The sequence below is a fragment of the Pseudomonas sp. SIMBA_068 genome, from assembly GCF_046534705.1.
In the GTDB taxonomy this organism is placed as follows: Bacteria; Pseudomonadota; Gammaproteobacteria; order Pseudomonadales; family Pseudomonadaceae; genus Aquipseudomonas; species Aquipseudomonas putida.
The window spans coordinates 1-215 of the sequence record NZ_JAWRYI010001940.1 but is presented as its reverse complement, the minus strand read 5'-3'; the positions used below and the strand labels follow the sequence as shown (position 1 = coordinate 215).

Sequence of the window (215 nt, the reverse complement as noted above, 5' to 3'; positions counted from 1 at the left end):
AGGGTCACGACCAGGTCGTTGGCCAGGGCGGTGTTGATGTGCACGGTGAAGGTCGGTTTGACGTTCTCGGCCACCGAGGTCTGGTCGGCGGTGATGGTCACCAGCACCAGGTCGCCCTGGTTGCCAGTGCCCGGAGTGCCCGAACCTGGCTCGTCGGTGACGGCGGTGCTGACCGGGGTCTTGTCCAGCGTCAGCTGCTCGAACTTGCCGACATC

At 65.6% G+C, this 215-nt stretch carries 1 protein-coding gene; it reads right to left on the bottom strand.

What is annotated here, in order from left to right; all coding sequences use genetic code 11:
* Positions 1–215 (bottom strand): hypothetical protein (locus SB756_RS36560; RefSeq protein ID WP_410914157.1); only part of this gene is annotated, 215 nt, incomplete at both ends.